Below are 23587 nucleotides of genomic sequence, written 5' to 3' on the forward strand. Positions count from 1 at the left end.
TCTGCCCGGTTTACCGATGTGGGCAAGGAGCTCCATGGACAATAACGCGCACACCTTCAACACCTTCTGGTCAGGCCAGGTCCCGTTCATTGCCTCCTTTGCAGTGCAACAATTACGCCTGTGGGTCAGCACCAATCCATGGTTCACCGGCCAGGAATACGAGAAGTGGTTCGATTTACCACGCACCACACTGGAAAGCCTGCAAGCCGAATATCAAACCCAATGGGGTGATCTGGGCCAGCGTCTTCTGACCGGCCAGCCGTTTTCCTTTGAAGATCGACGTTTTTCCAGTGGCAACTGGAGCACGCCGCTGTTCGGTTCCCTCGCGGCGTTCTACTTGCTCAATGCCGGTTTTCTGCTGAAGCTGCTCGATAAACTGCCGATCAAAGACAAGAAGCCCCGCCAGCGTCTGCTGTACCTGGTGGAGCAAGCGATTGCCGCCGGTGCCCCCAGCAACTTTCTGGCGAGCAACCCCGATGCCTTGCAACGCGTCGTCGACACTCAGGGCGGCAGCCTGTTCACCGGCCTGTTGCACCTGGCCAGCGACCTGCAGGAAGGCAAGATGCGCCAGTGCGACAGCGGCGCTTTCAAGGTCGGCGTCGATCTGGCCAACACCCCCGGCGAAGTGGTGTTCGAGAACGAACTGTTCCAGTTGATTCAGTACTACCCGCAAAGCGAAACCCAGTACCGGCGCCCGGTGTTCATCGTCCCGCCGTCGATCAACAAGTACTACATCCTCGACCTGCGCCCGGACAACTCGATGGTTTGCCATCTGCTGCAACAAGGTCACCCGGTCTTCCTGATGTCGTGGCGCAACTTCGATCAGGCGCACGCCGGCACCACCTGGGATGACCTGATCGACACCGGCATCATCAAAGGCCTGCAAGTGACCCGCGAGATCAGCGGCGAGCAACGCCCCAATTGCGTGGGTTTCTGCATCGGCGGGACGTTGTTGAGTTCGGCGCTGGCCGTACTGGCGGCGCGCGGCGACAAGGACATCGCCAGCGTGAGCCTGTTGACCACCTTCCTCGATTACCTCGACACCGGCCCTATCGACATCTTCGTCGACGAACAACTGGTGGCCTACCGCGAGCGCACCATCGGCGGCCAGGAGGGTCCCATCGGCCTGTTCAAGGGCGAGGACATGGGCAACACCTTCTCGCTGTTGCGCCCCAACGATTTGTGGTGGAACTACAACGTTGACAAATACCTCAAGGGCCAGAAGCCGATCCCCCTCGACCTGTTGTTCTGGAACAACGACAGTACCAACCTTCCGGGACCGATGTACTGCTGGTATCTGCGCCACACCTATCTGCAAAACGACCTGAAATCCGGCGATCTGGACTGTTGCGGGGTCAAACTCGACCTGCGCGCCATCGATGCACCGGCGTACATCCTCGCTACCCACGACGATCACATCGTGCCGTGGCGCAGCGCTTATGCCAGCACCCAACTGCTTTCCGGGACCAAGCGCTTCGTGCTGGGTGCCTCAGGGCACATCGCCGGAGTGATCAACCCGCCGGCCAGGGAAAAACGCCATTACTGGACCAACAATCGTGTTTCGAAGGATCCTGACACCTGGTTCATGAATGCCCAGGAACAGGCCGGTAGCTGGTGGAGTGACTGGTTCGTCTGGCTGGCAGACCAGTCCGGCGAGCGCCAGCCTTCCGTGCTGCACACCGGCAACACGCAATACCCGGTGCTGGAATCGGCACCCGGGCGTTATGTGATGCAATGACCGACGGCCCCGCGCACTCACCGGGTTTGCGCGGGGCCGTTCTTCGCGCGTCTTCGCATAAAAACCAAACACAGCACATCGCTTCAATATTCCCGCCTGAATCTGCGCAACCATGGCCTCCTCACCCACCCGTAAGGACCTCGCCATGGCCATCGCCAAAGCTGTACCCGGCAAAACCCTGCTGACCCCGACCGACCACACCCTGATCATGATCGACCATCAATCGCAAATGTCCTTTGCGACCAAGTCCATCGACGCGGTGACCCTGCGCAACAACGCAGCGCTGGTGGCCAAGGCGGCCCGCGGCTTCAAGGTCTCGACCATTCTCACCACCGTGGCCGAGAAGAGCTTTTCCGGTCCGATCTTCGACGAAATCAAGTCCGTGTTCCCGGAACACAACGTGATCGACCGTACCAGCATGAACACCTGGGAAGACGAGCGCATTGCCGTTGAAGTGAACAAGTTCGGCAAGCAGAAAATCGTCCTGGCCGGCCTCTGGACCTCCGTGTGCATCGTCGGCCCGGCACTGTCGGCCATCGACCAGGGTTTCGAGGTGTACGTGATCGCCGATGCCTGCGGCGACGTCACCACCGAAGCCCATGAAATGGCCATGCAACGCATGATTCAGATCGGTGCGCGTCCGATGACTTCGCTGCAATACCTGCTTGAGCTGCAGCGTGACTGGGCGCGCGGTGAAACCTACGACGAAACCGTGAAAACCTCGATCGCCAATGGCGGTGCCTACGGTCTGGGCCTGATCTATGCCAAGAGCATGTTCGGTGCCTCGGAAGCCCACTAAGCAACAACCAGCGGCTCCGTACACGCGGAGTCGCTGCCCGGTGGTGATTGATCGATGACGTTTTTCAAGCGCAAACCCGGTCTGCCGTTCTGGTTGTCGGTGATAGTCGCCGGCACGGCCGCAACGGCGCAGGCGGACGAAATGGCGCAAGCCGGGCAAGGGTTCCTGGACGGTGCGACGCTGAATGTCCTCAGCCGCAACTTCTACCTCAACAGTGATTACCGCTCTCCTTCGCCGTCCGGCAAAAGCTACAAGGCGGAATGGGCGCAAGGTTTCATTGGCGCATTCGAGTCTGGATTTACCCCCGGCCTCTTGGGATTCGGCCTCGATAGCCACGCCTTTTTGGGCTTGAAACTCGACAGTGGCAAGGGCAGTTCAGGCACCGGATTGCTGCCGGTGGGCAGTGACGGGCGAAGCGACGACAACTATTCCAGCGCCGGCGGCGCGCTGAAAATCAAGGCCTCGAAAACCACCTTGGCGTACGGCGAGATGATGGTCGAAGCCCCGGTGTTCGACACCGCCGACAAACGTCTGCAACCGGAATACGCCACCGGTTTTCTGCTGAACAGCCGTGAATTTGATGGCATGAATCTGCAGGCCGGCCACTTTACGGCGTTCAAGAATCAGGACAATTCAACGAGCAAGGGCAATTTTTCCGGTTACGGGGCCAACACCGACGCCGGTGGCATTTCGTTTGCCGGCGCCGACCTGTTCACCCAAAGCCCCGTCGGCGGTGCGCTGTATGCCTCGACGCTGACCGACACCTGGCATCAGTACTACGGCAACGTGCACTTCAAGCAATCCAGAGTATTCGTCGACGCCAATGTCTACCACACACGGGACACGGGCGAGGCATTGTCCGGCGCCATCGACAACACCGCTTTCAGCCTGTCCGGCAAATACACCGTCGACGCCCACGGCTTCACTCTGGCTTACCAGAAAGTCAACGGTGACACCCCGTTCGACTTCGTCGGTGGCGACTCCATCTACCTCGCCAACTCGATCAAGTACGCCGACTTCAACGGCGCCCACGAACAATCCTGGCAAGCCCGCTACGATCTCGACCTGAGCACCTTCGGCGTCCCCGGCCTGGCCTTCATGACGCGTTACGTCAAAGGCACGCAGATCGACGGGACCCATGCCCCCCAGGGCGGCGCCTATAACCCGTTCGACGCCGCGACCGGCACCTTCGTGCCGCAACAAGGCGACGGCGGTCGGCATTGGGAGCGCGACATCGATTTGCGCTACATCGTGCAATCGGGGGCGGCCAAGGACTTGTCGCTGCAACTGTCCCATGTGTCGCACCGCGCCAACCCGGCGCAGGCAGGCGATGATATCGACCGGGTGTATGTGGTGATCCAGTACCCGTTGAACTTCGGGCCTTTCTGATCGGGAAAATGGCGGAAGGCAGCCGGAGTCGAACCTGCCCGGGAACGGATGCCGTCCCCAACCGGGTTTGAAGCCCGGCCGCGCCACCGGGCGCGATTGCCTTCCTTGAACTCAGTGATCGTCTTTTTGCGCCAAGGCACTGTCGAGACGGATCTGGCGTTTGTCGCCCATCCGGCGAGTCAGGCCGATGCGGTCAAAGTACTCGAGAATCTGAATGCTGCGTTTGCGCCCCAGGCCGACCGCATCGCGAAACGCCGCGACCTGAATCACCGGGTCGTGCTCGGCCAATTGCAACAGCATAGCCGCCAATCGGCGGATCATCGCCTCGGTGTAGAACAGGTCCCGCACCACCTGATGCAGCAGCCCCAGCCGCGCCATTTTGCGCAGCAGCAGGCGCACGGTCGTCTCGTCATGCCCCAGTTGGCGTACCCACGGCGGATCGAGACCGGCCTGTTCGAACAGCGGTTGCAAGCGCTGCCACAGGGCTTCGTCCTCTTCGTTCAAGCGCACTTGATGACTGGGTAAATGCAGCCATGGTCCGTTGGTGGCGATGGCGCCGCTGGCCAATAAGTCGTCGATCAGACGAAGGAACGTCGAGCGCTCCAGCGTGGTAGCAGTGAAGCGGCGCAGGCGATCGCGGTCCGGGCCCATTTGGTCCGGTTCAAGTGCGTGGAAACGTGCGAGGTGTTCCAGCAAAGGCGTTTTCAGGGCTTCCCAACGAGCCGAACTGAACAACAGCACACCTTGACGGGTCTCGATCAAACGCACGTCATCGGGTAACACCCAGGTCGCGCGCGGACGGTTGAACTGACGCTCCAGTTGCCGTGGATCGAGGCCGGTGTCGCTGTTGGCCAGCAAGGCCGGCAATAGTTCTTCCAGCGAATGGCGGGTGGCGAGCGCCTGAAGCTGCGCCAGTCGTTCGGGGCTGCGGCGGTGTCGGGTCGGGGCAAACGGATCAAGCACCCGACCACCGCCGAGGGTGCGCTGGGCGCTTTGATCCCGCAGGATCAACGGATCGTCCTTCACCGCCTGCACCGGGGCATTCAGCAGGATCTGCGCGAACATCCGCCCGCCCGGTGCCAGGCTCGCATCTTCCAGCAACGCCACCCGCCCCGTCACGTCCTGAGTGCCGAGGTGAACATGCACCGGCTGAAAATGTTCGAAGGATTTGGCTTCGCTGCGCAGCAATCGCAGGTCGATGTCCAGTCGCTGAGTCGGGGCATACAGCCACTCGGCCAGCAGCCATTGACCACGGTGGATGTGCTCCAGCGCCAGGCGTTCGGCACTCAGGTTCAATGCCACGCGTTGACCGGCAAACGCTGTGTCCGCCGCCCGATTTTGCGCGTGCAAACCTCGCACCCGCACAGGTTTGCCCAACGGGCTCAACACCAGTGTGTCGCCCACCGTGACTTGCCCGGACAATGCCGTACCCGTCACCACAATACCGGCGCCAGCCACACTGAAAGCCCGATCAATCGCCAGACGAAAGCCACCGTCGGTACTGCGTTGATGCACGTCACGCTGTGCGTCGAGCAAGGCCTTGCGCAGTGCCTCGACGCCCTCCCCGGTCACACTCGACAGCGCGATCTGTGGCGCATCGGCATAGGGTCCGGGCGCCAATAGCGTGGTCATTTGTTCATGGACGGCTTGCACCCTGGCCGGTTCGACCCGGTCGCATTTGGTGATCGCCACCAGTGCCCGGGGAATCCCCAGCAATTCAACAATCGCCAGGTGTTCGCGGGTTTGCGGCATGACGCCGTCATCCGCGGCGACCACCAGCAACACCAGATCAATGCCCTGCGCCCCGGCCAGCATGTTGTGGGTGAACCGCTCGTGACCGGGAACGTCGATGAACCCGGTCAATTCGGCGCCCGGTTCCAGCGCGGCATACAGGTAGCCGAGGTCGATGGTCATGCCGCGTTCGCGCTCTTCCCGGCGTTTGTCGCCGGCCTGCCCGGTCAACGCCTGCAGCAGCGCAGTCTTGCCGTGATCGATGTGCCCTGCAGTGCCGACGATCACTCTGCCCGCCCCTCGACGGACAACTGATCGAGTTGTTGCAGCCATGCGGTTTCGTCGTCGAGTTGCCGCAAGTCCAGCCACAGCGCGTCGTCATCGATACGGCCCAGCACTGGAATGGCCAATTGACGGAACGCGGCTTCCAGCCCCAGCAGTTGCCGGCCGCGTAGACGTTTGGACACATTAGGCCGCAGGCATAACGCGGCGCTCGGCAAGCGCGCCACCGGTTGGCTGCCGCTGCCGATCATGCCCAGCGCCGGCAGCGCACTGACGCTCCAGCCGTCACCCAATACGTGTGCCAGCGACGGTTGCAGCCGTTCGGACTGGGCTTGGATGTCGGCTTGCGGACGAGTCAGCAGGCGCAGGCTCGGCAAACGTTCCGCCAGCCGATCCGGGTCGCGGTACAAACCCAGCACCGCCTCGAGGGCGGCCAAGGTCAGTTTGTCGACCCGCAGTGCGCGTTTCAGCGGGTTCTTCTTGATCTTCGCGATCAGGTCCTTGCGCCCGACAATCAACCCCGCCTGCGGGCCACCCAACAATTTGTCGCCACTGAAGGTGACGATGTCCGCGCCATCGAGCAGCGCCTGACGCACCGTCGGTTCGGCGGGCAGGCCCCAGCGAGTCAGGTCCAGCAGACTGCCGCTGCCGAGGTCTTCGAGCAGCGGCAAGCCATGACTGTGTGCCAACTGCGCGAGTTCGGCGGTTGGCACCCGCGCGGTGAAACCTTCGATGCTGTAATTGCTCGCATGCACCCGCATCACCAGACCGCTGCGCGGGCCGATGGCCGCCTCGTAATCACGGGCATGGGTGCGGTTGGTGGTGCCAACTTCATGCAGCCGAACCCCGGCCCGCGCCATGATGTCGGGAATGCGAAACGCGCCGCCGATTTCAATCAGCTCGCCCCGGGAAATGATCCCTTCCTTGCGTGCGCCCAAACTGTTGAGCGTCAGCAGCACCGCCGCCGCGTTGTTGTTGACCACGGTCACCGCTTCGGCGCCGGTCAGTTCGCGGATCAGGCCTTCAATCAGGTCATCACGGTCGCCACGCTTGCCGCTTTGCAGGTCAAATTCAAGATTGAGTGGATAACGCGCGGCCATTTGTACGGCTTCGATAGCGACTTCGGGGAGCAACGCCCGTCCGAGGTTGGTGTGCAGCACGGTGCCGGTCAGGTTGAACACCCGGCGCACTTGGCTTTGGTGATGCCGGGCCAGACGCTCACCCGCCCGCCCCGCCAAAACCTGCGGGCTGATTTCCACCGCATCGAGTTGCCCGGTCTGGACCGGCTCGCGCAAGTCATCGAGTAATTGCCGCAGGCTCGCCAGCAGCGCGTCCCGTCCATAGCGCTCGGCCAACGGTTGGCAGGCGGGATGGCGCAGCAGACTGTCGATGGAAGGCAGCCGCAAGGTTTGAATGGCGGAAGTTGAAGGCATCAGGCGCTCCTGGAAACGATTGACCGTCGCGCCTGAGTGTAGTCGTTGAGTGTTTAGTCGCCCCCGGGTGCCAGCAGCAGATTCGGCGCAGGACGCAGGTAGCCTTCCTGCTCCAGGCGCATGTCGAGCATCAGACTCGCCAGGTCCGCCGACAGCGCTTCGGCTTCGGCGTCGTTTTCCAGGTACAGCTGTTTGAGGTAACTGCGACAACCGGGGCAGGTTTCGGCGCGCAATGGCGCTTGATTGGCCGCATGGCGGTCGTCATCAAGGCTGACGTATTCAAGTCCTTTGCTCTGTTCGCAGTACACGCACTTGACCCGCACCACATGCCATTCGCAGGCACACAGCGAGCACACCAGATAACGCAAACCGTTGTGTTTGCCGCGATGGCGAATCACCCCGGCCATCGCCGGCGAACCACAGGCCGGACATTGATTGAGGCTGTCGCCGGGTTTCAGCGTCAGATCAGGCGTGCTCAGCAGCCAGTGACTCCAGACCGCTTGCAACGCGGCACCGAGAAACGGCACCAGTGCGGCGGGCAGCAGCGTGAACTGGCCACTGACCAACGCCACCGCCCAGGCTTTGCGTTGCCCGGCGTCGGTATTGCGTAACGTCATCAGGGCTTTTGCTACCGTCGGTTGCGGCGCTGGCGGGTAGTGCTGCAACAAGGAATCGAGGTACGGCAACCAATGACCCTCGCGCACCAGCGTGTCGGCGGCCAGCGGCGGCAGGCCGTGCGCTTGGCAGACCTTTATTCGTTCGGGATCGGGCGGGGTTGTGACGGGTGGATCGTCCATCAGATGCTGCTGCACATGACACAAACCGGCCACCAGACGCAGATAGTCGGCCAGCGGATGCCCCTCGGCCAGGCGCTCCAGGCGCAATGCACGCAAGGTAAACAGGTTGTGCGGCGGCATGTACAAAAACGGCGGTGAACTCGCCGCCGCTTCAATTTCTCCAGGCTCAAGAATCGTCGCCAAAGTGCTTATCCTTTTTTGCTGATCGGCGGGTCGGGATGTTCGTCGCGAGTCACTTCGCGGTACCAGAGTTCATGGTGTTTCTTCGCCCAGGCGCGGCTGACCCAGCCATGCACCATGGCGCTGATCGAGCCTTTGATCCAGATCCCGGCGTAGATGTGGATGATGATGCTCAGCACCAGTACAAATCCGGCCAATGCATGCAGCAACATCGCCCAGCGAATCGCGGTGATGCCGAAATAAACGCTGAAATACGCGCGCCAGATCACCAGCCCGGTCAACAGCAGCGCGAGCATGCAGGCCAACAACGTCCAGAACAGCAGTTTCTGTCCGGGGTTGTATTTGCCGATGGGCGGCACGCCCTCCTCCTCGTTTTGAATCACCCTGTCGATCCGCTTGAGCCACAAGCCGTCATTGCGGATGAAGAAGTTGGCCCGCCAAAAGCGGATCACCAGGCCGAGGAACAGCACAAACATCACCACGCCCATGAACGGGTGCAGGATCCGCGTCCACGGGCCACCGCCAAACAGGTTACTGAGCCAGAACAGCGCCGGATGAAACAGCGCCAGCCCGGACAGTGCGGCCATGAAAAACAGGATCGCCACCAGCCAGTGATTGGTGCGCTGGCCGGCGGTGTAGCGCAGGATTTCTTTGCGGATCATGGTCTGTTCTCCCCGCGCGGATCAAAGGTGTGCACCGACGGATCGACTTCGTGCACGGCAGGATCTTTAAGCGGCGGCGGCATTTCATCTTCCTCAACGACCTGCGGCCCGATGCGTACGTAGTGGAAGAACCCGGCCAGCACTGCCAGTCCCATTGCCAGCAACCCTAAAGGTTTGCTCACGCCTTTCCATAACCCCACCAACGGACTGATCGCCGGATCCTTCGCCAGCCCGGCGTATAACTGCGGCGTGTCGGCGTGGTGCAGCACGTACATCACGTGAGTGCCGCCGACACCGGCCGGGTCGTACAGACCGGCGTTCTCGAAGCCACGGCTCTTCAGATCAACGATCCGTTCAGCGGCGTGTTCCTTCATGTCTTCCTTGGTACCGAAGACGATGGCGCCGGTCGGACAGGTTTTCACGCAGGCCGGTTCCAGCCCGACTTCGACCCGGTCCGAACACAACGTGCATTTGTACGCCTTGTGATCCTTTTGCGAGATCCGTGGAATGTTGAACGGACAACCGGTGATGCAGTAACCGCAGCCGATGCAATGGTCCTGGTTGAAATCGACAATGCCGTTGACGTGCTTGATGATCGCACCGGGGCTGGGGCACGCGGCCAGGCAACCCGGTTCGGCGCAGTGCATGCAGCCATCCTTGCGGATCAGCCACTCGAGGTTGCCGGCGTCGGTTTCATGCTCGGTGAAGCGCATCAGGGTCCAGGTTTCTGCGCTCAGGTCCTGCGGGTTCTCGTAGGTGCCTAGGCAATGGCCTACATCGGCGCGCAGCTCGTTCCATTCCGAGCAGGCGACTTGGCACGCCTTGCAGCCGATGCATTTGGTGGTGTCGATCAGCTTGGCCACCTCCTCCTGATTGCGCACCGAAGGTGGAACTGTCGTGGTGGCCGAACGGGCAATGATGTCTTGGCTGGCCATTTAGACTTTCTCCACGTTGACCAGGAATGACTTGGATTCCGGGGTCTGTGTATTGCCATCGCCGAGGAACGGCACCAAGGTGTTGGTCAGGTAGCCGTGACGGGTGAGCCCGGTAAAACCCCAGTGCAGCGGGATACCGATCTGGTGCACCACTTGGCCGTTGACCTGCAACGGACGAATCCGCTTGGTCACCACCGCCACCGCTTCAATGTGCCCACGCTTGCAGCTGACGCGCACACGGTCGCCGGCGACGATGCCTTTTTCCTTGGCCAGCACCTCGCCGATCTCGACGAACTGCTCCGGCTGGGTAATCGCGTTGAGCTTGCAGTGCTTGCTCCAGAAGTGGAAATGCTCGGTCAAGCGATAGCTGGTCGCCGCGTATGGGTAATCCTTGGCCACACCGAGGGAATCCCACACCGAATCGAAGATCCGCGCCGCCGGGTTGCTCGTGGCTTTTTTGTTGGTCGGGTGCAGCGGATTGATGCCAATCGGTGTCTCGAACGGCTCGTAGTGCTCGGGGAACGGGCCTTCGTTCATCTTGTCGACGGCGAAGAACCGCGCCACGCCTTCGGGGTTCATGATGAACGGATTCATCCCCGCTTCCGGCGGCACGTCGGCCTTGTAGTCGGGCACATCGGTGCCGCCCCAGACTTTGCCGTTCCACCACACCAGGCGTTTTTTCGGGTCCCATGGCTTGCCTTGCGGATCGGCCGAGGCGCGGTTGTAGAGAATCCGCCGGTTCGCCGGCCAGGCCCAGGCCCAACCCAGGTGTTGATGCATGCCATACGGATCGCTGTTATCGCGACGGGCCATCTGGTTACCGGTTTCGGTCCAGCTGCCACAGAAAATCCAGCAACCGGACGCGGTGCTGCCGTCGTCCTTGAGCTGACTGAACGCGGCCAGTTGCGCATTGCCTTTGATCGCTGCGCCCGTGGCGTCGATGAAATCGGTGGTGGCGTAGCCGTTGATTTCCTTGGCCAGTTCTTCCGGCGAAGGTTCGTCGGAGATTTTGTACTGCCACGACAGTTTCAGGATCGGATCGGGATAGGCGCCGCCCTTCGCTTCATAGCGCTGACGCAGGCGCAGGAACAGTTCGGCCATGATCCGGATGTCGGTTTGCGCTTCACCCGGCCCGTCCGCGCCTTTCCAGTGCCATTGCAGCCAGCGGCTGCTGTTGACCAGCGAGCCGTCTTCCTCGGCAAAACAGGTGGTGGGCAAGCGAATCACTTCGGTCTGGATGTCGGTACTTTTCACATCGTTGTACGGCCCGACATTGCGCCAGAACTCCGAGGTCTCAGTGGACAGCGGATCCATCACCACCAGCCATTTCAACTTGGCCAGCGCCGCCATCACCCGGTTTTTGTCGGGCAACGCCGCGATAGGGTTGAAGCCCTGGCACATATAGCCATTGACCTTGCCCTGACCCATCAGGTCGAACATCTTAAGAATGTCGTAGTTGGGAATGTCCAGTTTCGGCAGATAGTCGTACGCCCAATTGTTCTCGGCCGTGGCGTTGCCGCCGTACCAGGCTTTCATCAGGCTGACGTGGAATTTGCTGTAGTTCTGCCAGTAGGACAATTGCCCCGGACGCAAAGGTTTTTGCGTGCGTTTGGTGATGTAGCCGGCGTACTCCTGCTCGGCATCGCTCGGCAAGGTGAGGTAACCCGGCAGCGAGTTGGACAGTAAACCGAGGTCGGTCAGGCCCTGAATGTTGGAGTGCCCGCGCAAGGCGTTCACGCCCCCGCCCGGCATGCCGACATTGCCCAGCAGCAATTGCACCATCGCCGCGCTGCGGATGATCTGCGAGCCGATCGAGTGCTGGGTCCAGCCCAACGCATACAGGATGGTCATGGTCTTGCCCGGCACCGAGCACGTGGCGATCTCATCCCATATTTTTTGCATGGCGTCGACCGGCATTCCGCAAATCTGGCTCGCCAGGTCGATGTTGTAGCGGCTGTAATGCTGCTTCATCAATTGATAGACGCAGCGCGGGTCTTGCAGGGTCGGGTCGACCTTGGCAAAACCGTCCTCACCGAGTTCATAGCCCCAGCCGGATTTATCGGTGTAGCTGCGCTTGGCAGCGTCATAGCCGCTGAAAATACCGTCTTCGAAGCCATAGCCGGCTTTGACGATGAACGACACGTCGGTGTAGTTGCGCACGTATTCGTGCTGGATCTTGTCCTCGGTCAGCAGGTAATTGATCAGCCCGCCCATGAAGGCGATGTCGGTGCCGGTGCGAATCGGCGCGTAATAGTCGGCCACCGAGGCCGTGCGGGTAAATCGCGGGTCGACCACGATCAGCCGCGCCTTGTTGTGCGACTTGGCTTCCGTCACCCATTTGAAACCGCACGGGTGCGCTTCTGCTGCGTTGCCGCCCATCACCAGAACCAGATTCGCATTGGCAATATCGGTCCAGTGATTGGTCATGGCGCCACGGCCGTACGTCGGGGCAAGACTTGCCACCGTCGGGCCGTGTCAGACACGCGCCTGGTTATCAAACCCCAGCATGCCGAGACTGCGAATGACCTTGTGGGTGATGTAACCCGCTTCGTTGGACGAGGCCGACGCAGCGAGAAAACCGGTGGTCAGCCAGCGGTTCACCGTTTGGCCTTGCGCGTTCTTCTCAATGAAGTTGGCGTCGCGGTCGGCCTTCATCAGGTCGGCGACGCGGTCCAGCGCTTCATCCCAGGAGATGCGCGTCCATTCGCTGCTGCCGGGCTTGCGCACCTGCGGGTAGTGCAGGCGACCGGGGCTGTGAATGAAATCCAGCAGGCCCGCGCCTTTGGGGCACAGGGTGCCACGGTTGACCGGGTGGTCAGCGTCACCTTCGATGTGGATGATGTTTTGCGCGACATTCTTGGCTGTATCGCCCTGGCTGTACATGATCAAGCCGCAACCGACCGAGCAATACGGACAGGTGTTGCGAGTCTCATGAGTGGCGGCAAGCTTGAAGTGGCGCACCTGCTCGGCGAGGGCCAGCGTGGGGGCCATGCCCAACGCGCCCAGGCTCGAGCCTGCAAGGCCGATACCAGCAACCTTGAAGAACTGACGACGGCTGAGGTCCATCGTGCACTCCTGATCAGGTGGAAATCCGGGGCTTTGCCGGACTTTTCAATCAATCACGGTGACGGCAGCCGGGCTGCCGACACTTCAAACTCTAGTCAATGCAGGCATGCCCGGTGTGAAAACCGACCGTCGGGCACGCCCATACACTCAACCTGTGGGAGCGAGCCATGTGGCGAGGGGGCTTGCCCCCGTTGGGTCGCGAAGCGGCCCCAGAATCTCTACGACTGCTTCGCAGCCGAACGGGGGCAAGCCCCCTCACCACATAGCTCGCTCCCACAGGGTCTGGGCGATATCATGGTCGCCATTCCAATCCTGCTTTCACGAGACCGCGCATGACTTTCGATTTTGATCAGGTGTTCGACCGCCATAACACCGGTAGCACCAAATGGAGCCGCTACCCGGCCGACGTGCTGCCGATGTGGGTGGCCGACATGGATTTTGCCGCGCCGCCGATGATCATCCGGGCCCTGCGAAAACGCCTCGAACACCCGATGGTCGGCTACAGCGTGGCCCCGGATGACCTGCGCGATGCCATCGTCGCCGACCTCTGGAACAAATACGCCTGGCGCGTCCAGCCACAAGAGCTGATCTTCCTGCCGGGGGTTGAATCGGGTTTCAACATGGCCCTGAAAGCGCTGGTGCAGCGGCCACAGAACGTCGTGGTGCAAGTGCCCAACTATCCGCCGCTGCGTCATGCACCGGGGCATTGGGGCCTGAACAAGGTCGAACTGAATTTCGATGAGCAGGCCGACGGCACCTACACCACGCCGCTCGCCACCCTCAGCCAGTCGCTGCAAGGTGGCGGCGCGTTGCTGCTGAGCAATCCGCACAACCCGCTGGGCAAAGCCTTCCCGCGCGAAGAACTGCAAGCGATTGCCGACATCTGCCTGGAACAGGGTGCCTGGATCATCTCGGACGAAATTCACGCCGAGCTGTGTTTCGACGGGCGCAAGCATGTGCCGATGGCGACCCTGAGCCCGGACATAGCCCGGCGCACGATCACCCTGATGTCGGCGAGCAAGGCCTACAACATCGCCGGCCTGAAAACCTCGTTCATGATCATTCAGGACCGCGCCCTGCGCGAGAAGGTCAACCACGCCCGTTGCGGCATGGTCGACAGCGTCAACCCGCTGGGCCTGGAAGCGACTCGCGTCGCCTACAGCGAAGCCGGTCCATGGCTGGCGGAGCTGAGCGCGTACCTGCAAAGCAACCGCGATTACCTGGTCGACGCCGTTCGCACCCGCCTGCCGGGCGTCACCATGAACGTGCCGCAAAGCACTTACCTGGCTTGGCTCGATTGCTCGGCGCTGGGATTGGACAACCCGCAGCAGTTCTTCCTCGAGGAAGCCAAGGTCGGTTTGAGCCCAGGCCTGGATTTCGGCGATGACGCCGGGCAATTCGTGCGCCTGAACTTCGGCTGCCCACGGGCGTTGCTGGAAGAAGGTATTGCGCGAATGGAGCGCAGCTTGCGTAATCGCAAGGCCTGATTCTCTCTCAGTAACAACACAAATCCCCTGTGGGAGCGGGCTTGCTCGCGAATGCGGTTTTCCTGTCACCATTGATGTTGACTGATATACCGCATTCGCTAGCAAGCCCGCTCCCACATTGGGATTTGTGGGAAATTTGGATTATCGGCACCTGAAATCCAACCGAACTCAAGCCAAAACCCCAGGGTCAACCCTTTGACCCGATTGCCTTGAACCCGGAGATTGAAGATGACTGACTATCCAAAGCCACCCTTCCCCAAACAACCCCAAGCCGTCCCCGGTTCACAGCGCAACATGCACCCGGTCCCCGACTGTGGAGAGCAGTCCTATAAAGGCTCGGGCCGGCTGCAGGGCAAGATCGCCCTGATCACTGGCGCCGACAGCGGCATCGGCCGTGCGGTGGCCATTGCCTTCGCCCGTGAAGGCGCGGATGTCGCCATTGCCTATCTGAATGAACACGAAGACGCGCTGGAAACCGCCCGTTGGGTCGAAGACGCCGGACGTCAAACCCTGCTGCTACCCGGCGATATCGCGCACAAAGCCCAGTGTCAGACCTTGGTCGACAAGACCGTCGAGCGCTTCGGGCGCATCGATATTCTGGTCAACAACGCCGCGTTTCAGATGAGCCACGACACCATCGAGGACATCACCGACGAAGAATGGGTGATGACCTTCGACGTAAACATCACCGCCATGTTCAGGATCTGCAAGGCAGCGCTGAAGCACATGAAGGCCGGCAGTTCGATCATCAACACCAGTTCGGTGAACTCGGACCTGCCCAAGCCGACCCTCCTCGCTTACGCCACCACCAAGGGCGCGATTGCCAACTTCACTGGCGGACTGGCGCAGATGCTCGGGCCCAGGAACATCCGGGTGAACAGCGTGGCACCGGGGCCGATCTGGACACCGTTGATCGTCTCGACCATGCCCGATGACGAAGTGCAGAACTTTGGTTCAGAGACACCACTGGGGCGGCCAGGGCAACCGGTGGAAGTGGCGCCGATTTATGTGTTGCTGGCATCGGACGAGGCCAGTTACATCACTGGACAACGCTATGGCATCACGGGCGGCAAGCCGATCCTGTGAACCCTGACCTGTAGCAGCTGCTACAGGGTCAAAAGAACTGTGGGCCGTGGGCTTACTGGTTTTGGTGACTATTCTGGTGGAAATGATTCTGGTGTGGTTCAACCTGCTGTCGCCTGAATACCTGCGCGCAACGGTTGGTTGATTGCATCAGCCCCGGCATCTCACCTCCTGCCCTGCGAGTTAAGACATGAGCTTCATTCTATGGGTGGCGGTGCTGGGTGCCGTGCTGCTGACATTGGCGCTGACTTCGTCGTACCTGCGCTGGATGCCGGTGACCACATCGGCGGTGTGCCTGGTGTTGGGTGTGGCCATCGGGCCGGGCGCACTGGGTTTGTTGAAGCTCAACACCAATGACGCCGCTGACTGGATGGAGCACCTGACGGAAGTCGCGGTGCTTTTCTCGTTATTTGTCTGCGGTCTGAAATTGCGCCTGCCGCTCAAGGACAAGACCTGGCGAATCGCTGTCGGGCTGGCCGGGCCGGTCATGGTCTTGACCATTGGCGGCGTGTGTTTGCTTTTGCACTACGGCTTCGGCGTCTCGTGGGGCGCCTCCGTCCTGATCGGCTCGATTCTGGCGCCGACCGACCCGGTGTTGGCTGCCCTCGTACAGGTCAACGACGCGCGGGATGATGACCGTGTTCGCTTTGGCCTGTCGGGCGAGGCCGGGCTCAACGATGGCATCGCGTTTCCGTTCGTGATCCTTGGATTATTGTTGTTGCAACACGACGGCGATCCCGGTTGGCTGGGCCACTGGGCGCTTAAAAGTCTGCTATGGGCCGTCCCCGCCGCTTTGCTCACGGGTTACTGGATGGGGCGCGGCATCGGGCGCGTGACGTTGGCGCTGCGCATCCAGAATGATGACAGCACGCTGTCCCCGAATGATTACCTCGCCCTTGCCTTGATCGCCCTGGCCTATGTCGGGGCCGAAGCTATTCATGCCTATGGTTTTCTCTCGGTGTTCGCCGCGGGCCTCGGCTTGCGTCAGGCCGAGGTCAGTACCACGGGCGAGTCGCAGGAGCCCGCCGAGCATCTGGTCCAGCCCGTTGTGGGTCATCAGAATGTCGAGCCGCAACACGCCATGCGTGGCAACACCGACCATCTGGAGGATGGTCAGGTGGCGGCAGGCATCATGATGAGTGACATGCTCGCCTTTGGCGGTCTCGTAGAGCGGGCCATGGAAGTGTTTCTGGTGACGCTGTTGGGCGTGGTGCTGATTGCCCATTGGGATTGGCGTGCCCTGCCCATCGGCGGTGTGCTGTTTTGCCTGATCCGGCCGCTGAGCGTCGCGGCCATGCCTTGGGGCCGTTTGCTTGATTGGCATCAGCGAGCATTGATCGGCTGGTTCGGCATTCGCGGCATCGGCAGTCTTTATTACTTGTTTTATGCGTTGAATCACGGGCTCGGACAGTCGGTCGCATCGCTGTGTACCGACCTGACCTTGTCGGTGGTGGCGTTGAGTATCCTGATTCACGGGATCACGACCCAGCCCACCCTCGCTCGTTACGAACGTCTGAAAAATCAGGTTATCTGATTTGTTCTCTGCATTTGATCCGCGCACTTATCGAATTTTCGCCTGCAAAAAATTGAAATCCCTTTTTCTCCCGACAGTCACATCTTTAGTCCCGCGGTGTTTGTGTCGCGCGAGACCCGACAGGTTCGGTTCCACTGTGGCAACGACGCCTATTCAAAGGAACCCTGGAAAAGAAAAAGGTGCCGGTCATGATCGAATGTTCCTCCCCTGATGAAATCAAAGCCTGCCGGGCTTTCGCCCTGGAACGTAACCGTCAGATGTTCGAAGAGGCTCAGGACCTGAGTCGATGTGCGTTTGAAATGCTTGATGGCGGCGATCTGGACGTGGAGCTGTTTGATCGTTATCGCGCATTGCGCCGCAAAGCTGATTCGAAATTTCAGGAAGCGATTGAGCATCTGCGCTTGCTCAACGAAGATTTCCCGCCGATTCCTCTATCCGTCAGCAACTCTCATCAATTACGCCAGCAGCTTGAACATCGAGCCTGAGCGTGAAAAGAAGCCCGGCAATTGCCGGGCTTCTTTTGACTGCGGCCTACATCACAGGCACTGCCTCTGTTTCAAGGTTTTCGGTCAGCGGTACATCACTGGAGCCCGGGGTCAGAATCACCTTGCGACATTGCTCCTGTTTCTTGTCGAAGAGCTTGTAGCCCTCGGCCGCCTGTTCCAGTGACATCCGATGGGTGATGATTGCGTCTGGTTGCAAACGTCCAGTTTCAATGTGTCCGAGCAATTCCGGCAAGTAGCGCTGCACGTGGGTCTGGCCCATCTTGAACGTCAGCCCCTTGTCGAAGGCGTCCCCGAACAGAAAGCCATGGATAAAACCCGAATACACCCCCGGAACGCTGACCACGCCACCGCGCCGAACCGCCGCAATGCACTGGCGTAGCGCCTTGCCGCTGCTGCCCTCGAGCTTCAGGGTGGCGAGCACCGTTTCTGTGGTGCTGCCCTTGGCTTCGAAACCCACCGCATCAATCACCGCATCCACCCCACGACTGCCTGCCGTTTGGCGAATGATCGTATCCGCCGGGTCATCATCGTCATCAAAATTGATCGGAATCACGCCATAGGTACGCTGCGCATACGCCAACCGGTAGTCATGGTGATCGACCATGAAAATCTGCTCGGCGCCGAGCATTCTGGCGCACGCCGCGCTCAACAACCCCACGGGGCCTGCGCCATAAATCGCGATGCTCGAACCTGGCCCGATACCGGCATTGAGCACGGCTTGCCATGCCGTGGGCAGAATGTCCGAGAGGAACAGCACCTTCTCGTCCGCCAACGTTCCCGGCACTTTGAATGGCCCGACGTTAGCTTTCGGCACCCTCACCAATTCAGCCTGACCACCAGGAATTCCGCCATATAAACGACTGAAGCCGAACAAAGCAGCCGCTGGAGGAATCGCCTTTTTATTGATGATCGCGCCTCTGCCCGTGTTGGTGGTTTCGCAGCTGGCATACAACTCCATCTGGCAGAAGAAACAGTCACCGCAGGCGATCACGAAGGGAATCACTACCCTGTCGCCGCGCTGCACGGCCGTGACGGCTGATCCGGTTTCTTCGACAATGCCCATGAACTCATGGCCGAAAATATCGCCATGCTCCACGGTGGGAATCTTGCCGCGATACAGGTGCAGATCCGATCCGCAAATGGCCGTAGCGGTCACCCGTAAGATCATGTCGTCAGCGGCTTCGATGATGGGATCTGCGACGGTGTCTACCCTGACGTCGTGGGCACCGTGGTAAGTCATTGCTCGCATGGCTACATCCTCGCGGGTGATTGAAAAGTCTCGGCTGTCTGTATTAAGGGAGCCGGCTTTAGAGGCGAGTTCAGTTGCATGAGTGGCGAATCTGATCGACGGTAAAACGCTGTGATGTTCCGTTAGCAGGGTCGCTCATGTAGCACCGCGAACTGCATGAGACCAATGGCGCACTCATGCAGCCTGCATGAGTGCAGATAGCCATCAAGCTATTTAACTATTTGATATTTATAGCGATGTAGCCCAGTAAAAAGTCGGCACGACTCCTGCTCTATCCGTTCAAGCGACTTTCGGCCACTGAGACCGTTCGCGCTCATCCCCGTGACAACTTGAGAGACTTGACCATGAACGCCATCGATCTGTTGAAAGCTGACCATGAACGTGTAAAAGGCATCCTGAGCCAACTGAGCGAATCCACTGAACGCGGCGTTAAGAAACGCACCGAGCTGCTGGCCAAGCTGGAAATGGAAATCAGCATTCATACGCGACTTGAGGAAGAAGTCCTGTACCCGGCTTTCAAAAAGGCCGGCGGCAAGGAGCAGGACGTGATGTATTACGAAGCCAAGGAAGAGCACCGCACCGTGGACTCACTGGTGCTGCCCGACTTGAAGGTTACCGACCCGTCCACCCCGGAGTTTGCGGGCCGAGTCAAAGTGGTCAAGGAACTGCTGGAACACCACATCGAAGAGGAAGAAACCGAGATGTTCCCGCAAGCGAAAAAACTGCTGGGCAAGGAGATACTGGAAGAATTAGGTGCGCAGATGGAAACGCTGAAGGCGCAATACAAAAAAGAACTGAGCGACCGCAATCTCGCTGCTTGAATATTCACTTAACTCAACGCTGTAACTGTGGCGAGGGAGCTCGCTCCCGCTGGGTCGCGAAGCGGCCCCCTCGCCACAAGTTACCCTTTGTCACTTCATGGCTTGGGCAATGATTTCCACCAGGTTTAGCTGAGTGAAGGGTTTGGACAACCGCGGCAGTTCGAGCGCGAAGCCTTCCAGGCGCTCGGCATAACCGGTGGCAAGTACGATCGGCACCTCTGGTCTCATGGTCCGGATGGCGTGTGCCAGTTGTGCACCATTCATCTGCGGCATCGCCATGTCGGTGATGACCAGATCAATGCCTGGGGTACGCCCGAACAGTTCCAGCGCCTGTGCGCCGGAAGTCGAACTGATCACCCGATGGCCGAGGTCTTCGAGCAACAGGCCGGTGCTGGTCAGCACCAGGCTGTCATCGTCCACGACCAATACGCACAGCCTGTATTCGGGGGTCACTGCCTCGTCGTCGGCAACCTTGGGAATGGCTGAAGTCGACGTGGCGGCGGGAATCCAAAGTTCGGCCCGAGTGCCACTGCCCGCTTGGCTCTTGAGAATGAATCGCCCGCCCAGTTGTTCGATAAAGCCATGAACCATCGACAACCCCAGGCCAGTACCTTTACCGACACCTTTGGTAGTAAAGAAAGGATCCATCGCGGACGCCAGGGTGCTTGCATCCATGCCCTCGCCGGTATCGGTAATGTTCATGCAAACATACTGGCCGGGCGTCAGCGACAACGCTGAGTGTTCGTGAATATCTTCTGTCTGGGCGCTGATCGTAATTTTGCCGCCATGGGGCATGGCATCGCGGGCGTTTGTTGCGAGGTTGAGCACCGCCAGTTCGAGCTGGTTGATGTCGGCCAGGACCGGCACCAGTCCAGGCGAATAACGGGTTTCGAGTTGTACCGACGGACCGAGGGAACTGCGCAATAAACCGCTGATGCCTTCAATCAATCCGGGGATTTCCACGGATTCGGATTTGAGCTCCTGGCGTCTGGCAAACGCCAGCATCCGCTGGGTCAGCGAAACACCGCGCAAGGCGCCCTGGGTGGCGTTGTCGATCAGCCGCATGACCTTCGGATCATCCGCGACGCGTTTGCGCACAATTTCGAGATTACCAAGGATCACCGTCAACAGGTTATTGAAGTCATGGGCGATCCCGCCGCTGAGTTGGCCGATCGCTTGCATTTTCTGCGACTGGAATAACGCCTCGCGGGTTCGTTCAAGGTCTTGCTGGGCAAGCGTCGCTTCGGTGATGTCACGGGTAATCTTGGCAAAACCCAGCAGTGTGCCGGTCTCGCCCCAGATCGGGTCTACCACGACGTGGGCAAAAAACCGCGTACCGTCCTTGCGCACGCGCCAGGCCTTGTTTTCGAATCGCCCTTCTCGTGTCGCGGTTTCCAATGCCCGTTGCGGTTCACCGGCTTCCTGGTCTTCAGGGGTGTAGAACATCGAAAAGTGTTTGCCGATGACTTCGTCTGGCCGGTAGCCCTTGATCCGCTGGGCGCCCTGATTCCAGTTGGTCAGGCAACCATCCGGGGCCAGCATGTAGATGGCGTAGTCCGTGACGCTTTGCACCAGCAACCGGAATTGCTGTTCGCTTTGCTTGAGGGTTTCCTCGGCCATTTTACGGTCGGTGAGATCCCGGGTGATCTTGGCAAACCCCAACAGCTTGCCGGTAGGGTCGAGAATCGGGTCGATCACTACGTGACACCAGAACCGCGTGCCGTCCTTGCGCACCCGCCAGCCCTCGCCTTCGAAACGGCCTTCATTAATGGCCGTGTCCAGCGCCCGCCGGGGCAAACCGGCATGTCGATCTTCTTCGGTATAGAACCGCGAGAAGTGCTGGCCGAGAATCTCCGCTTCCTCGTAGCCTTTGAAACGCCGCGCGCCAGAGTTCCAGCTGGTGATGATGCCGTCGGGATCGATCATGTAGATCGCGTAGTCCACCACAGCATCAATCAGCAGGCGAAAGCGCATCTCCTCGATGGAATTGGTTTTGGACGGCACATCACTCATCAATCACACCTGCGACTTTCATTTTTATGGAGTATGAGGCAAACCGTGGGTTTGGAAAGCCGCAACTCGCTTGTTCTGTGGAGTCCAGACAGCAGACCACCTATGCTCGACGCCAACTCCCATTCCTGGCAGATAAAAGGCGCTTCCATGATCCTGATGCTATTGCCGACCTGCGACTACGACCCGACCGAGAGCAGCGTGCCCTGGCAAGCGATGCGCAGTGCCGGGATCGAAGTGCGTTTTGCCACACCGCAGGGGTTGCCGGCCTACGCCGATTCGCGCTTGGTGGAGGTTGGCTTTGGTCCGCTCAACCCGTTGCTGATGACACGCAAGCCGAACCTTGCCCGTTACAGGCAGATGACCGAAGACGCCTCATTTCGCCAACCACTGTCCTATGACGCTGTCGACCCGAGCGAGTTCGATGGATTGTTGATTCCAGGTGGCCACGCCAAGGGCATGCGCAGCTTGCTGGAATCTACTGAGGCACAGCGGATTGCCTTGCACTTCTTTAACGCAGACAAACCGGTGGCCGCAGTGTGTCACGGTGTTCTGCTGCTGGCCCGCACCCTCTCCCCCGAAACCGGATTTTCTGTACTACGGGGTCGCAAGGTCACCGCGCTGGTGGCCAGCACCATGGAACTGCCGGCCTGGGCAATGACCGCGCCCTGGCTTGGACGTTATTACCGAACCTACCCGCAGACGGTCGAGGCAGAAGTCACTGCCGCCCTTTCCAGCCCCGCAGATTTCCTGCGGGGCCCCTTTCTCGCCGTACGTGATTCGGCGGACCAGCCACAACGAGGTTTTGTCGTAAGCGATGGCCAGTTATTGACCGCTCGCTGGCCGGGAGACTGTCATCGCTTTGCCGCCGAATGGGTACGCCTTATCGGTTCACGTATTTGACGATGTAGGCGTGTAGGTCGTTGTAGACGAAGTCAGGCACCAGTTTGGCGTGTGCCTGGGTTTTGAGTAATGCCAGATGACACTCCTTAAGCATCTCGTCGCGTTCCCTCTTGGTAAAAATGAGGTTATTGATGATATCGGCATAGGTGCTGCAGGCGGTCGGTGCCGTTGGAGGGGTTACTTCGGTCGCATCTTTTGCATACGTTTTCTGGAAGCGCGATACCCGCTCTTTCAACCCGCCGAGCCCCCGTTCATACACCGTGATCTGTGAGCCGCTGACCGCTTTGGAGGCGGTTTCAAAGGCCAGGATGATCGCCTGTGAATGACTCATGCTGGCGTCGAGCGACGCGCGCGCGACGAACCTTTCCAGTTCCTTTTTTTCCAGGCTGCTCAGGGCTCTTTTGATGCTCGACAGGTGAGCGAACGCTTGATTGCAGCCCACGATATGCGTCTCGAACTGATAACCGGCGTTGGTGGCCAAGGGTGGAAAGGCGGCGAAGTCGAGGCTGTCGAACGCACATTCCATGATGATGTTGTATTTGAGGGTGAAGGCTTCGGTGAAAATCTTGGTACTGACCTCCCGGACAAAGGCTTCCGTATGCTTATACGCATGCAGGACGCCACGCTTGATCATCTCGGCGTATTGAGGGTGTTTTTCTCGATACTCGGGCAAATAAAGGCGAACAAATTGCTCATAGCACTTTGAAGGCAGAAGGGTTTCTTCCAGCAGATAGGTTTTGCCCGAGCCTTGCAAACCGGCAACGATCAGGACTTTGGGCGTTGCCTGGGCGGTGATCCCACGAAACAACGTCGCTTTTATTTCATTGAACGCGGCAGTGACCTGCTCCGGGGTGTAAACATATTGCGGCGTTACTGACATACCTTGATTTCCTTATCAAAGAGTTGCTTGGAAGTGATTGCCTGCCCTTTGAATAAAGCGCTGATTCGGCGTTTGTTCAAATCGGCGTGTCTTTCAAGATAT

At 59.8% G+C, this 23587-nt stretch carries 18 protein-coding genes and 1 tRNA gene; 9 read left to right on the forward strand and 10 right to left on the reverse strand.

The window, feature by feature from the left end:
• The first annotated feature begins 34 nt into the window (after positions 1-34).
• The 3 genes from phaC to EAH78_RS17685 all read left to right on the forward strand — a co-directional run bounded on the left by phaC (position 35) and on the right by EAH78_RS17685 (position 3926).
• The gene (phaC, locus tag EAH78_RS17675) at positions 35-1738 is read left to right on the forward strand and encodes a class I poly(R)-hydroxyalkanoic acid synthase (protein ID WP_140668640.1); all 1704 of its coding nucleotides are present in this window, start codon (positions 35-37) and stop codon (positions 1736-1738) included.
• Between the two features lie 145 nt (positions 1739-1883).
• Complete coding sequence (locus EAH78_RS17680; protein ID WP_008026341.1) at positions 1884-2537, forward strand: hydrolase; 654 nt, start codon at positions 1884-1886, stop codon at positions 2535-2537.
• 54 nt (positions 2538-2591) lie between these two features.
• Entirely contained in the window at positions 2592-3926 is a 1335-nt protein-coding gene (locus tag EAH78_RS17685; RefSeq protein ID WP_140668641.1) for an OprD family porin, read from the forward strand.
• 9 nt (positions 3927-3935) lie between these two features.
• Here the strand turns inward: EAH78_RS17685 and EAH78_RS17690 are convergent.
• From EAH78_RS17690 to fdnG, 7 genes are all read right to left on the reverse strand, one after another.
• Positions 3936-4031, reverse strand: a tRNA-Sec gene (locus EAH78_RS17690).
• Positions 4032-4037: 6 nt separating this feature from the next.
• Positions 4038-5945 (reverse strand): selenocysteine-specific translation elongation factor, encoded by a 1908-nt coding sequence (selB, locus tag EAH78_RS17695; protein ID WP_140668642.1) that lies wholly within the window; start codon positions 5943-5945, stop codon positions 4038-4040.
• Positions 5942-7354 carry an L-seryl-tRNA(Sec) selenium transferase gene (gene selA, locus EAH78_RS17700; RefSeq protein WP_170219137.1) on the reverse strand — a complete coding sequence of 471 codons (1413 nt, stop codon included), beginning with the start codon at positions 7352-7354 and terminating at the stop codon, positions 5942-5944. Before selA ends, selB begins: the two co-directional genes overlap by 4 nt.
• A gap of 71 nt (positions 7355-7425) precedes the next feature.
• Positions 7426-8352: a formate dehydrogenase accessory protein FdhE gene (fdhE, locus tag EAH78_RS17705; RefSeq protein ID WP_140668644.1), complete on the reverse strand. Its 927-nt coding sequence runs from the start codon at positions 8350-8352 to the stop codon at positions 7426-7428.
• 5 nt (positions 8353-8357) lie between these two features.
• Entirely contained in the window at positions 8358-9011 is a 654-nt protein-coding gene (locus EAH78_RS17710; RefSeq protein ID WP_140668645.1) for a formate dehydrogenase subunit gamma, read from the reverse strand.
• Positions 9008-9946 (reverse strand): formate dehydrogenase subunit beta, encoded by a 939-nt coding sequence (fdxH, locus tag EAH78_RS17715; RefSeq protein WP_140668646.1) that lies wholly within the window; start codon positions 9944-9946, stop codon positions 9008-9010. Before fdxH ends, EAH78_RS17710 begins: the two co-directional genes overlap by 4 nt.
• Complete coding sequence (gene fdnG / locus EAH78_RS17720) at positions 9947-13012, reverse strand: formate dehydrogenase-N subunit alpha (protein ID WP_140668647.1); 3066 nt, start codon at positions 13010-13012, stop codon at positions 9947-9949.
• Positions 13013-13344: 332 nt separating this feature from the next.
• Between fdnG and EAH78_RS17730 the strand changes: the two genes are divergently transcribed.
• The 4 genes from EAH78_RS17730 (at position 13345) to EAH78_RS17750 (ending at position 17601) form a co-directional block, all read left to right on the forward strand.
• The gene (locus EAH78_RS17730; protein ID WP_140668649.1) at positions 13345-14499 is read left to right on the forward strand and encodes a MalY/PatB family protein; all 1155 of its coding nucleotides are present in this window, start codon (positions 13345-13347) and stop codon (positions 14497-14499) included.
• Positions 14500-14727: 228 nt separating this feature from the next.
• On the forward strand, positions 14728-15585 hold the full coding sequence (locus EAH78_RS17740; protein ID WP_140668650.1) for a glucose 1-dehydrogenase: 858 nt from the start codon (positions 14728-14730) through the stop codon (positions 15583-15585).
• Positions 15586-15772: 187 nt separating this feature from the next.
• Positions 15773-17116, forward strand: a complete 1344-nt coding sequence (locus tag EAH78_RS17745) for a cation:proton antiporter (RefSeq protein WP_140668651.1) — start codon at positions 15773-15775, stop codon at positions 17114-17116.
• Between the two features lie 188 nt (positions 17117-17304).
• Positions 17305-17601 (forward strand): hypothetical protein, encoded by a 297-nt coding sequence (locus EAH78_RS17750; RefSeq protein ID WP_140668652.1) that lies wholly within the window; start codon positions 17305-17307, stop codon positions 17599-17601.
• A 46-nt stretch (positions 17602-17647) separates the two neighbouring features.
• Here EAH78_RS17750 and EAH78_RS17755 read toward each other — a convergent pair whose 3' ends face one another.
• A complete protein-coding gene (locus EAH78_RS17755) occupies positions 17648-18871 on the reverse strand; it encodes a zinc-dependent alcohol dehydrogenase (protein ID WP_140668653.1) in 1224 nt (407 codons plus the stop codon).
• A gap of 344 nt (positions 18872-19215) precedes the next feature.
• Between EAH78_RS17755 and EAH78_RS17760 the strand changes: the two genes are divergently transcribed.
• Positions 19216-19692 carry a hemerythrin domain-containing protein gene (locus EAH78_RS17760; RefSeq protein ID WP_140668654.1) on the forward strand — a complete coding sequence of 159 codons (477 nt, stop codon included), beginning with the start codon at positions 19216-19218 and terminating at the stop codon, positions 19690-19692.
• Between the two features lie 90 nt (positions 19693-19782).
• Here the strand turns inward: EAH78_RS17760 and EAH78_RS17765 are convergent, their stop codons facing one another.
• Positions 19783-21705, reverse strand: a complete 1923-nt coding sequence (locus EAH78_RS17765) for a hybrid sensor histidine kinase/response regulator (RefSeq protein WP_140668655.1) — start codon at positions 21703-21705, stop codon at positions 19783-19785.
• Between the two features lie 147 nt (positions 21706-21852).
• Between EAH78_RS17765 and EAH78_RS17770 the strand changes: the two genes are divergently transcribed.
• Positions 21853-22605, forward strand: a complete 753-nt coding sequence (locus EAH78_RS17770; protein ID WP_140668656.1) for a DJ-1/PfpI family protein — start codon at positions 21853-21855, stop codon at positions 22603-22605.
• Here EAH78_RS17770 and EAH78_RS17775 read toward each other — a convergent pair.
• Positions 22586-23485: a zeta toxin family protein gene (locus EAH78_RS17775; protein ID WP_140668657.1), complete on the reverse strand. Its 900-nt coding sequence runs from the start codon at positions 23483-23485 to the stop codon at positions 22586-22588. The two genes, EAH78_RS17770 and EAH78_RS17775, sit on opposite strands and share 20 nt — an antisense overlap.
• Positions 23486-23587: the final 102 nt, after the last annotated feature.

The sequence above is a fragment of the Pseudomonas arsenicoxydans genome, assembly GCF_006438915.1.
GTDB classification, from domain to species: Bacteria; Pseudomonadota; Gammaproteobacteria; order Pseudomonadales; family Pseudomonadaceae; genus Aquipseudomonas; species Aquipseudomonas arsenicoxydans_A.

What these genes read in the sequence shown, in the direction of transcription:
- EAH78_RS17745 (WP_140668651.1), top strand. Translation starts at nt 15,773, where the DNA reads ATGAGCTTCATTCTATGGGTGGCGGTGCTGGGTGCCGTGCTGCTGACA.
- EAH78_RS17750 (WP_140668652.1), top strand. Translation starts at nt 17,305, where the DNA reads ATGATCGAATGTTCCTCCCCTGATGAAATCAAAGCCTGCCGGGCTTTC.
- EAH78_RS17765 (WP_140668655.1), bottom strand. Translation starts at nt 21,705, where the DNA reads ATGAGTGATGTGCCGTCCAAAACCAATTCCATCGAGGAGATGCGCTTT.
- EAH78_RS17685 (WP_140668641.1), top strand. Translation starts at nt 2,592, where the DNA reads ATGACGTTTTTCAAGCGCAAACCCGGTCTGCCGTTCTGGTTGTCGGTG.
- EAH78_RS17680 (WP_008026341.1), top strand. Translation starts at nt 1,884, where the DNA reads ATGGCCATCGCCAAAGCTGTACCCGGCAAAACCCTGCTGACCCCGACC.
- EAH78_RS17755 (WP_140668653.1), bottom strand. Translation starts at nt 18,871, where the DNA reads ATGCGAGCAATGACTTACCACGGTGCCCACGACGTCAGGGTAGACACC.
- EAH78_RS17730 (WP_140668649.1), top strand. Translation starts at nt 13,345, where the DNA reads ATGACTTTCGATTTTGATCAGGTGTTCGACCGCCATAACACCGGTAGC.
- EAH78_RS17710 (WP_140668645.1), bottom strand. Translation starts at nt 9,011, where the DNA reads ATGATCCGCAAAGAAATCCTGCGCTACACCGCCGGCCAGCGCACCAAT.
- EAH78_RS17740 (WP_140668650.1), top strand. Translation starts at nt 14,728, where the DNA reads ATGACTGACTATCCAAAGCCACCCTTCCCCAAACAACCCCAAGCCGTC.
- EAH78_RS17775 (WP_140668657.1), bottom strand. Translation starts at nt 23,485, where the DNA reads ATGTCAGTAACGCCGCAATATGTTTACACCCCGGAGCAGGTCACTGCC.
- EAH78_RS17760 (WP_140668654.1), top strand. Translation starts at nt 19,216, where the DNA reads ATGAACGCCATCGATCTGTTGAAAGCTGACCATGAACGTGTAAAAGGC.
- fdxH (WP_140668646.1), bottom strand. Translation starts at nt 9,946, where the DNA reads ATGGCCAGCCAAGACATCATTGCCCGTTCGGCCACCACGACAGTTCCA.
- phaC (WP_140668640.1), top strand. Translation starts at nt 35, where the DNA reads ATGGACAATAACGCGCACACCTTCAACACCTTCTGGTCAGGCCAGGTC.
- EAH78_RS17770 (WP_140668656.1), top strand. Translation starts at nt 21,853, where the DNA reads ATGATCCTGATGCTATTGCCGACCTGCGACTACGACCCGACCGAGAGC.